The sequence below is a fragment of the Bacillus sanguinis genome (assembly GCF_018332475.1).
Lineage (GTDB): Bacteria > Bacillota > Bacilli > Bacillales > Bacillaceae_G > Bacillus_A > Bacillus_A sanguinis.
The window spans coordinates 1-9,297 of record NZ_BOQB01000233.1 but is presented as its reverse complement, the minus strand read 5'-3'; the positions used below and the strand labels follow the sequence as shown (position 1 = coordinate 9,297).

Below are 9,297 nucleotides of genomic sequence, written 5' to 3'. Positions count from 1 at the left end.
GGTGGAGGGACTGGCCCTACGATACCTCAGCAACGGGTTTTTTAATACCGTGCTAACTCCAGCAAGTCTATGAAAGGCTTGGAAGATGAGAAGATGTGACCGAGTACATATAAGTGCTCTCCTTCTTATCTTTATGGTTGATAAGAAGGAGAGCACTTTTTATTTTACCTCGAAAGCTCTACTTCAAGTTTTTACAGCATATAGGAGGAGAAAAAATGATTTCTTTTAATAACGTAAGTAAAGTATATGAATCAGGTGGGCAATCTGTTCATGCGGTGGAGGATGTAACGTTATCCGTTGAGAAAGGCGAAATTTTTGGCATTATCGGTTTTAGTGGAGCTGGAAAGAGTACGTTATTACGTTTAGTAAACATGTTAGAGAGACCAACGGCAGGAACGATTTCGATAGATAATAAAGATATTACATCATTATCGACGAAAGAATTACGGAAGCTAAGACAAAGAATCGGGATGATTTTTCAAAGCTTTAATTTATTTAATTCAAGAACAGTGTTTGGGAATATTGCTTATCCATTAAAGTTAGCGAAAGTACCAAAGAATGAGATAAAAGAAAGAGTAAATGAACTGCTGAAGTTTGTAGGGTTAGAAGATAAGGCAAATAATTACCCAGAGCAGCTATCAGGCGGACAAAAGCAGCGTGTAGGTATTGCTAGAGCACTTGCAACATCACCAGATATTCTTATATGTGATGAGGCAACATCAGCTTTAGATCCAGAAACAACAACAGAAATTCTGAATTTATTAAAGAAAGTAAATCGAGAATACAATTTAACAATTCTTCTTATTACACATGAAATGCATGTTGTGAAAGAAATTTGTCACCGTGTAGCTGTAATGGAGAAAGGAAAAGTTATTGAAGAAGGAAAACTATTTGATGTTTTCACACAACCGAAAACAAAGACGACTCAAAACTTTGTACGCTCAGTTATTAATGATCATTTACCGGAAAGTGTTTTAGCGAAAATTCAAAATGGTGGTCAGATTTATCGCCTAACATTTACTGGTGAGGAGACAGGACAGCCGGTACTATCATATATCGCAAAAAACTATAATGTGGATGTAAATGTACTGTACGGAAATATTATTGAACTTCAAAATGTGCTATTTGGAAATCTTCTTGTAGAATTGCAAGGTGAACAGAGGGAAATTCAAAAAGCATTACAACATCTAAGACTGCAAGTGCAGCTGAAGGAGGTAGAAGCTCATGCGAGTTGATTGGAGTATATTTTGGCCTCGCATAGTAGATGCGACGGGGGATACCCTCTTAATGGTAATCGTAACCCTTATATTCGCTACAATTCTTGGTATACCTCTAGGTTTACTATTATATGTGACGAGAAAAGGAAACTTTTTAGAAAATAAATGGGTCTTTTCTATCCTGAATATCATTATTAATACAATTCGTCCGATTCCATTCATCATCTTCTTAGTAGCTTTAAGCCCACTAACAAGAAGTGTTATCGGAACGACGATTGGAACAGCAGCAGCAATTTTCCCGATGACGTTAGTTGCATCAATTGGTATCGCTAGAATGGTTGAAACAAATCTTGTTTCTGTTCCGAAAGGGGTAATTGAAGCAGCTCAAGCGATGGGTGCTTCACCAATTAGAATTGTTTTTGAAATCCTTGTACCAGAAGCGTTAGCGCCATTAATTTTAGGTGTTACATTTATGACAGTTGGTTTAATTGAATTTTCTGCAGTTGCTGGGCTTGTCGGTGGTGGCGGTCTTGGTGACTTAGCAATGACATATGGTTATCAACGTTTTGATACGTCAGTTATGTTCGTAACGGTCGTTTTACTTATCATTCTCGTACAGGTAGCGCAAAACTTAGGAAACTATTTTGCGAAAGTCTTTTTACGTAGATCATAAAAAGGAAGAGGGGAAAAGAAAATGAAGAAAATTTTAGCGTTTGCATTATCAGCGATTGTAGGTGTTTCAGCATTAAGCGGCTGCTCAAGTGGAGACACGGGGGCAGGAGCGAAAGAAAAAGTAGTTCGCGTCGGTGTAACTGGAACGGATGGAGATGCTTGGGAAATTTTGAAGAGGAAAGCTGAAAAAGAAGGAATTAAAATTAAACTGGTTGAGTTCTCTGATTACACGACGCCAAATAAAGCGTTAGCTGATGGAGATATTGAACTAAACTCATTCCAGCACATTGCTTTCTTAGAGCAATTTAAAAAGGAGCATAAGTTAGATATTACAGCTGTTGGTACAACGCAAATTGCACCAATGGGTTTGTACTCTGAAAAACATAAGAAAGCAAATGAAATTCCAGATGGTTCAGAAATTGCGATTCCAAATGATCCAACGAACCAAGCACGTGCATTAAAACTTCTTGATGCAGCTGGGTTATTAAAGCTTAAGAAAGACTTTGGCTTATTTGGAGATCCAAGCGGCATTGCTGAAAATCCGAAGAAGTTAAAAATTACACCGGTTATCGCACAGCAAACACCTCGTGTATTAAAAGATGTAGCAGCTTCAGTTATTAATAACGGTGTTGCTGGTCAAGCTGGGTTAGATCCAGCAAAGGATCCAATTTTCTTAGAAGATCCAAAGAATGAAAATGCGAAGCCATATATTAATATTTTCGCAGCTCGTACAAAAGATAAAGATGATCCAACACTGAAAAAAGTAATTGAACTATATCATTCAAAAGAAGTAACAGATGCAATTAAGAAAGAAACAAATGATGGTTCCATTTCAGTAGATCTTTCACTTGAGGAGCTTGAAAAAATCGTAAAATAATTATTGGGTTTAACGACTAACAGTAGGAACCCCTCCGCTGTTAGTTCGTTCAACATATAATCTACTTAACAAACAAACCCTAATTCTGTACCTTCCAATTCTGTATAACGTAGAATCCAATGTTTGTTAAGTAGAGTAATGAACCAGGAGTTTTCCTGGTCTTTTTTTTATGAATGAAAGTAGCTAGCGAATAGTAAGGTAATCCAAATTATAATAGGATAAGAAAATAAGCTGAAAATGAGTGTAATTACGAATTGCTTTTTATGAATTAAGTGTTTTTGGGATGAAAAAAAGAAAATCGAAAAGGTGAAAATGAAAGCTGCCGATATTACGCCAGGGTTATAGGAACGGTAAATGAAAAACAAAATAATATGTTGAACGGAGTTGAAGAATATAGCCCCTTGAATAAAAATAATCCAGTATATAGAGGACAAGAAATTTAGTTGATATAGAAAGACGATAAGTAAGACAAAGATTGTTAATGCGGAAATGGCAATGAAAAATTGTTGGCTTGTTATAAAATGAATTGAAAATTGATTAGCAAGATATTGTGGCATTTGGAAAGATTCTTCAAGGTTATGAATAAAAAATAAAAATGGAATTAGCCAGATTGTAAGAGTAGTAAAGTGTATTACAGAAGATGTTTTCATCAATTTATATCAGCTCCAATAAAGGGATAGAAAGCCTATAAGAGAGGCCTTCTACAAGGATATAACTATTCAATTATAATACTTTTTAAATTACTCTCAGGTTGCGGTTGTTCGGCAACATAAGCAGCTAGCTCCTCTTGTAAAATGTTTAGCATTTGCTTAGCGGATTGCTGGATTGGGGCAGGTAACGCTTCTAATATATTCATACCGACTTTTATTTTTGCATGAATTACCTTTCTTAGTAGTTCCTCATGCATGCACGACACCTCCAAACCGAATGTTTAGTACATCATCTTCGAATTTTGCTCCTTGAATAGAAAGGTGTGTTAACGTTTTTGGTAATGTGATGTTTCGTTTAACAGAACCAGCACGAATGATAAGCTCATCACCTTTTTGATTTAATGCAAGTTCACTTTTGTTAGAGAAGGGAATGGACAGAACGAAAATATACTCATCGCCATCTTTTTTTACATATTGTGTACGGCCATTAAATTTCACTTCAGTAGGACAATGATCCATTTTAAATAAAGCATCTCCAACGCGTTCTAACATAGGTAAGCCAACAACTTCTTGTTCAAACATTGGAGCTTCGTAAATAGGAAGTGGATCAAAACTATCTTGAATTAATGTTTTATATTTCTTTTGGGTATCTTTCCATGCTTGAAAATAAGGATCGGTGACAGTATTAGGAATGACTCGGTTGATCATAATGGCATCTACGTTATAATCGTACAAATTTAAATACGTAAAGCTGCGCTGTGCTTCTTTAATGACCATTTTTTCAGGATTTACAACGATGCGGATACTTGTTATGTCTCGGTTTGATAAAATGTCTCTCATTTCTCCGAGCTGTTCAAGTGTACTTGTTAATTCGTCCATAATATCATCGGTTGGAAGGGGGACACCAAGAAGTGGTTGAGCTACAGGACGAACAACTTTTAAAACTTTTCTTTTAATAGGAAAGAGTTTTTCCATCCACCAGCCGAGCATGTCTGGAAAACTTAGCATTGCTAATGTTTCTCCTGTTGGCGCACAATCAATGATAATAACATCATATGTGTTTTGTTTATAATAATCGAGTACGCGAAGTAAGCTAATTAAATCTTCCATACCAGGGAACATTGTTAATTCTTCTGTTGTAATATCATCAGCTGCTTTGGAAGTGAAGAGTAGCGTAATATATTTTTGTAATTTCCCCCAGCCTTTTTCCATCTCATAAATCGTATTAATTTCTTGTGCCCATAGGTTTTCACGAATTTCTAATGGTTCAGAAGATAGTTTTATGCCAAATGAATCTCCTAAACTATGAGCTGGGTCTGTGCTCATTACTAAAGTTTTTAAGCCTTGTTTTGCGCTTTGAAGTGCTGTTGCTGCTGAAATGCTAGTTTTTCCTACGCCGCCTTTACCTGTATACAAAATAATTCTCATCATTCATATCCCCTTTGTTTCGAGTATCGAATATTACGAGTGGCGAAATAAATGATTGAATAAAAACCCAACTAGGGTTTTATTCAATCGGAATGTTTTTCATTTTAGGTGTAGAAACCTTTGCTTCTGTTTTTTGCTGTGACGTAGCAATGTGATTCATGATCTTTTGGAAGATCTGTAGTAAGAATGCTTTTTCTTCTTCTGATAATGCTTCTGTCACTAGGTTAAAGTAATGGGCTGCATTTTGTTTTACTTCTTGAACGAGCATTACACCGTTTTCTGTTAAACGAATTAATACAATGCGTCGGTCATTTTCATCACGGTACCTTTCGATATATCCCTTTTTTACAAGGCGATTTACAACGCCTGTCGTTGTACTCATTGGTATATCTAGAAGGTCAGCGATTTTTGTCATTGTAATATCTGTATTTCGCTCCATCCAAAGTAAACAAAATACTTCTGTTTTAGAAAGTGTTAAATCTAGGCTTACCCATTCCTCAGGATAGAAAAGTTTCTTGGCGTTATCTAGCAGTAAGTCTAAAAAATGTTCATATTGCAACAATTAATTCCACTCCCGTATATTTCGAGGTTCGTAATATTTATTTTTATTTTATGTAGAATTGAAAAAAATGTCAATTATTTTAACTGTTTTTTCAGATTAGAAAGAAAACTGTCTTTAAAATAGTATTATTTTATGATAGATTTATAAATATAAAACTAGAATTTACATAAAAATCCATCATGGTAAATATACTTATCTATAATGGATGTACAGCTAACGAGGGGGAGAACGATGAGAAGACGTAATACGCAAGCGTTCACGTTTTTAGCATGGACTTCATTTGTTTGTGCACTTTCAGGTATGCTAATTGGAATTTATACGTTAGATGAAACGCTTAGTGTAAAAGGATATTATTTAATTGGAACATTATTTTTAACGATGTCTTGTTTTGTATTACAAAAAACAATTCGTGATAATGAAGAAGATAACGAGAGATTTCCGAAAAATAAACCGTTAGATAAAGAGTAAATCGTAAAGAAAGGCGTTTGCCTTTCTTTTTTTATGTAAAAATGCCGTAAGCGCCGTGTGTTGACTTGCTTGAAGTACTGAAAATTTGGTATCATCAATAGTATTGTAGATTGAACGATATATTATGGAGGTGGCCTAGCCGTGTCAAGAATTTCCGTTGAGAATGTAAAGCACGTAGCACATTTAGCACGTCTTGCAATTACTGATCAAGAAGCAGAAAAATTTCAAAAACAACTAGATGCAATTGTTACATTTGCAGAACAGTTAAATGAATTAGATACAACAGATGTAAAACCAACAACTCATGTATTAACTATGAAAAATGTTATGCGTGAAGATGTACCAGAAAAGGGTTTACCAGTTGAAGAAGTATTAAAAAATGCACCGGATCACAAAGATAATCAAATCCGTGTTCCAGCAGTATTAGAATAGAGGAGGGGAATTTCGATGTCATTATTTGATCATTCAGTATCAGAGTTACATAAAAAATTAAACAACAAAGAAATTTCCGTTACGGATTTAGTAGAAGAATCTTACAAACGTATTGCGGATGTTGAAGATAACGTAAAAGCTTTTCTTACATTAGATGAAGAAAACGCACGCGCAAAAGCGAAAGAATTAGACGCGAAAATTGGTGCTGAAGATAATGGTTTATTATTCGGTATGCCAATTGGTGTAAAAGATAACATTGTAACTAACGGTCTTCGTACTACTTGTGCGAGCAAAATGTTAGCAAACTTTGATCCAATTTATGATGCGACAGTTGTGCAAAAGCTAAAAGCTGCTGACACAGTTACAATCGGTAAGTTAAATATGGACGAGTTCGCAATGGGTTCTTCAAATGAAAACTCAGGTTTCTACGCTACGAAAAATCCATGGAACTTAGATTACGTTCCAGGCGGATCTAGTGGTGGTTCTGCAGCAGCTGTAGCAGCAGGAGAAGTATTATTCTCTCTAGGTTCTGATACGGGTGGTTCTATCCGTCAGCCAGCTGCATATTGCGGCGTTGTAGGTTTAAAACCAACTTACGGACGCGTATCTCGTTACGGATTAGTAGCATTCGCATCTTCACTTGACCAAATCGGACCGATTACACGTACAGTAGAAGACAATGCATACTTATTACAAGCTATTTCAGGCATTGACCGCATGGATGCAACTTCTGCTAACGTTGAAGTAGGAAACTACTTAGCTGGTTTAACAGGCGACGTTAAGGGTTTACGTATTGCTGTACCGAAAGAATACTTAGGAGAAGGTGTTGGCGAAGAAGCTCGTGAGTCAGTACTAGCTGCTTTGAAAGTATTAGAAGGTATGGGCGCAACTTGGGAGGAAGTATCTCTTCCACACTCTAAATACGCTCTAGCAACGTATTACTTATTATCTTCTTCTGAAGCATCTGCTAACCTTTCACGCTTTGATGGTGTACGTTACGGTGTTCGTTCTGATAATGTAAATAATTTATTAGACCTTTACAAAAACACACGTAGCGAAGGTTTCGGTGATGAAGTAAAACGTCGTATTATGCTTGGTACATTTGCACTTAGCTCTGGTTACTATGATGCATACTACAAGAAAGCACAACAAGTACGTACATTAATTAAAAACGACTTTGAAAATGTATTTGCTAACTACGATGTTATTATTGGACCAACAACGCCAACTCCGGCATTTAAAGTGGGCGAAAAAGTTGATGATCCAATGACAATGTATGCAAACGACATTTTAACAATCCCAGTAAACTTAGCGGGTGTTCCAGCGATTTCTGTTCCATGTGGATTCGGTGCGAACAACATGCCACTTGGTCTACAAATCATTGGTAAACACTTCGATGAAGCGACAATTTACCGCGTTGCACATGCGTTTGAGCAAGCAACAGACTATCATACAAAAAAAGCAAGTCTGTAAGGAGGCGAGCATAGATGAATTTAGAAACAATTATTGGTTTAGAGGTTCACGTTGAGTTAAAAACAAATTCGAAAATTTTCTCTGCGAGTCCAACAGAATTCGGAGCAGAGCCAAATACACAAACAAGTGTAATTGACTTAGGATACCCAGGGGTACTTCCTACTTTAAATAAAGAAGCAGTTAACTTTGCAATGAAAGCTGCAATGGCATTAAACTGTGAAATCGCAACGGAAACGAAGTTCGACCGTAAAAACTATTTCTACCCAGATAATCCGAAAGCTTACCAAATTTCTCAATTCGATAAGCCAATCGGTGAAAATGGCTGGATTGAAATCGAAGTAGACGGTAAAAAGAAACGTATCGGTATTACACGTCTTCATTTAGAAGAAGATGCTGGTAAATCAACGCATACAGCTGATGGTTCGTTAGTAGACTATAACCGTCAAGGTATGCCTTTAATCGAGATCGTATCTGAGCCAGATATGCGTACGCCAGAAGAAGCATATGCATACTTAGAGAAGTTAAAATCAATCATTCAATACACTGGCGTATCTGATTGTAAGATGGAAGAAGGTTCCTTGCGTTGTGATGCGAACATTTCTCTTCGTCCAGTTGGACAAGAGAAATTCGGTACAAAAGCGGAACTGAAAAACTTAAACTCATTCACTTACGTACAAAAAGGTCTTGAGCACGAGCAAGTGCGTCAAGAAAAAGAATTATTATCTGGTGGTATCATCCAACAAGAAACACGTCGTTATGATGAAGCAACGAAGAAAACAATTTTAATGCGTGTGAAAGAAGGATCTGACGATTACCGTTACTTCCCAGAGCCAGACTTAGTTGAACTTTACATCGATGATGAGTGGAAAGAAGCAGTTCGTGCCTCTATTCCAGAACTTCCAGATGCACGTAAAGCTCGCTACGTTTCAGAAATTGGCTTACCAGCTTATGATGCACACGTATTAACATTAACGAAAGAAATGTCTGATTTCTTTGAAGCAACTGTTGCAGACGGTGCTGATGCGAAATTAACATCAAACTGGTTAATGGGTGAAGTGCTTGCATACTTAAACAAGCAACAAAAAGAATTAAAAGACGTTGCATTAACGCCTGCTGGTTTATCTAAAATGGTTCAATTAATTGAAAAAGGTACAATTTCTTCTAAAATTGCGAAGAAAGTATTTAACGAATTAATTGAAAAAGGTGGAGACCCAGAGGAAATCGTTAAAGCAAAAGGTCTTGTTCAAATTTCTGACGAGGGTACACTTCGTAAAGTTGTAACAGAAATTCTTGATAATAATGAGCAATCTATCGAAGACTTTAAAAACGGTAAAGACCGTGCAATTGGCTTCTTAGTTGGTCAAATTATGAAAGCTACAAAAGGACAAGCAAATCCACCGCTTGTTAACAAAATCTTACTTGAAGAGATTAATAAGCGATAATAGTAGTAACTTTTAAAGATTAAGCAGAAAAACACCCGTACATGGGTGTTTTTCTAGGTTAATCAAACGTTTGTTT

The 9,297-nt window shown here is 36.4% G+C and carries 11 protein-coding genes and 1 riboswitch; of the genes, 7 read left to right on the top strand and 4 right to left on the bottom strand.

Annotated features, from left to right (window positions below; translation table 11 throughout):
• Positions 1-92: riboswitch (SAM riboswitch) on the top strand. This riboswitch is flagged as partial in the annotation.
• Positions 93-215: 123 nt separating this feature from the next.
• Genes KI369_RS22055 through KI369_RS22045 form a run of 3 tightly spaced genes read left to right on the top strand, consistent with a single transcriptional unit; the run spans position 216 to position 2,766 of the window.
• Positions 216-1,235, top strand: a complete 1,020-nt coding sequence (locus tag KI369_RS22055; protein ID WP_212957400.1) for a methionine ABC transporter ATP-binding protein — start codon at positions 216-218, stop codon at positions 1,233-1,235.
• Entirely contained in the window at positions 1,225-1,890 is a 666-nt protein-coding gene (locus tag KI369_RS22050) for a methionine ABC transporter permease (RefSeq protein ID WP_212957399.1), read from the top strand. The genes KI369_RS22055 and KI369_RS22050 overlap by 11 nt, the downstream gene beginning before the upstream one ends.
• Positions 1,891-1,911: 21 nt before the next feature.
• The gene (locus tag KI369_RS22045) at positions 1,912-2,766 is read left to right on the top strand and encodes a MetQ/NlpA family ABC transporter substrate-binding protein (protein WP_100651576.1); all 855 of its coding nucleotides are present in this window, start codon (positions 1,912-1,914) and stop codon (positions 2,764-2,766) included.
• 167 nt (positions 2,767-2,933) lie between these two features.
• On the opposite strand, the gene KI369_RS22040 is transcribed toward KI369_RS22045, so the two are convergent.
• The 4 genes from KI369_RS22040 to KI369_RS22025 form a co-directional block, all read right to left on the bottom strand.
• Positions 2,934-3,416 carry an HXXEE domain-containing protein gene (locus tag KI369_RS22040; protein WP_212957401.1) on the bottom strand — a complete coding sequence of 161 codons (483 nt, stop codon included), beginning with the start codon at positions 3,414-3,416 and terminating at the stop codon, positions 2,934-2,936.
• Between the two features lie 65 nt (positions 3,417-3,481).
• Complete coding sequence (locus KI369_RS22035) at positions 3,482-3,673, bottom strand: DUF3926 domain-containing protein (RefSeq protein ID WP_212957398.1); 192 nt, start codon at positions 3,671-3,673, stop codon at positions 3,482-3,484.
• Positions 3,666-4,847, bottom strand: a complete 1,182-nt coding sequence (locus KI369_RS22030) for an ArsA family ATPase (RefSeq protein ID WP_212957397.1) — start codon at positions 4,845-4,847, stop codon at positions 3,666-3,668. Before KI369_RS22030 ends, KI369_RS22035 begins: the two co-directional genes overlap by 8 nt.
• 76 nt (positions 4,848-4,923) lie before the next feature.
• Positions 4,924-5,406, bottom strand: coding sequence for a MarR family winged helix-turn-helix transcriptional regulator (locus tag KI369_RS22025; protein WP_212957396.1), 483 nt, complete (start codon positions 5,404-5,406; stop codon positions 4,924-4,926).
• Positions 5,407-5,637: 231 nt separating this feature from the next.
• On the opposite strand from KI369_RS22025, the gene KI369_RS22020 reads away from it, so the two are divergent.
• The 4 genes from KI369_RS22020 to gatB all read left to right on the top strand — a co-directional run bounded on the left by KI369_RS22020 (position 5,638) and on the right by gatB (position 9,221).
• Positions 5,638-5,874: a YiaA/YiaB family inner membrane protein gene (locus KI369_RS22020; RefSeq protein ID WP_001254393.1), complete on the top strand. Its 237-nt coding sequence runs from the start codon at positions 5,638-5,640 to the stop codon at positions 5,872-5,874.
• A 141-nt stretch (positions 5,875-6,015) separates the two neighbouring features.
• The gene (gatC, locus tag KI369_RS22015) at positions 6,016-6,306 is read left to right on the top strand and encodes an Asp-tRNA(Asn)/Glu-tRNA(Gln) amidotransferase subunit GatC (protein WP_000086999.1); all 291 of its coding nucleotides are present in this window, start codon (positions 6,016-6,018) and stop codon (positions 6,304-6,306) included.
• 15 nt (positions 6,307-6,321) lie between these two features.
• Positions 6,322-7,779 (top strand): Asp-tRNA(Asn)/Glu-tRNA(Gln) amidotransferase subunit GatA, encoded by a 1,458-nt coding sequence (gatA, locus tag KI369_RS22010; protein ID WP_000051449.1) that lies wholly within the window; start codon positions 6,322-6,324, stop codon positions 7,777-7,779.
• Positions 7,780-7,793: 14 nt separating this feature from the next.
• On the top strand, positions 7,794-9,221 hold the full coding sequence (gene gatB, locus KI369_RS22005) for an Asp-tRNA(Asn)/Glu-tRNA(Gln) amidotransferase subunit GatB (RefSeq protein ID WP_060629333.1): 1,428 nt from the start codon (positions 7,794-7,796) through the stop codon (positions 9,219-9,221).
• Positions 9,222-9,297 lie beyond the last annotated feature (76 nt).

What these genes read in the sequence shown, in the direction of transcription:
- KI369_RS22055 (WP_212957400.1), top strand. Translation starts at nt 216, where the DNA reads ATGATTTCTTTTAATAACGTAAGTAAAGTATATGAATCAGGTGGGCAA.
- KI369_RS22050 (WP_212957399.1), top strand. Translation starts at nt 1,225, where the DNA reads ATGCGAGTTGATTGGAGTATATTTTGGCCTCGCATAGTAGATGCGACG.
- KI369_RS22045 (WP_100651576.1), top strand. Translation starts at nt 1,912, where the DNA reads ATGAAGAAAATTTTAGCGTTTGCATTATCAGCGATTGTAGGTGTTTCA.
- KI369_RS22040 (WP_212957401.1), bottom strand. Translation starts at nt 3,416, where the DNA reads ATGAAAACATCTTCTGTAATACACTTTACTACTCTTACAATCTGGCTA.
- KI369_RS22035 (WP_212957398.1), bottom strand. Translation starts at nt 3,673, where the DNA reads ATGCATGAGGAACTACTAAGAAAGGTAATTCATGCAAAAATAAAAGTC.
- KI369_RS22030 (WP_212957397.1), bottom strand. Translation starts at nt 4,847, where the DNA reads ATGATGAGAATTATTTTGTATACAGGTAAAGGCGGCGTAGGAAAAACT.
- KI369_RS22020 (WP_001254393.1), top strand. Translation starts at nt 5,638, where the DNA reads ATGAGAAGACGTAATACGCAAGCGTTCACGTTTTTAGCATGGACTTCA.
- gatA (WP_000051449.1), top strand. Translation starts at nt 6,322, where the DNA reads ATGTCATTATTTGATCATTCAGTATCAGAGTTACATAAAAAATTAAAC.
- gatB (WP_060629333.1), top strand. Translation starts at nt 7,794, where the DNA reads ATGAATTTAGAAACAATTATTGGTTTAGAGGTTCACGTTGAGTTAAAA.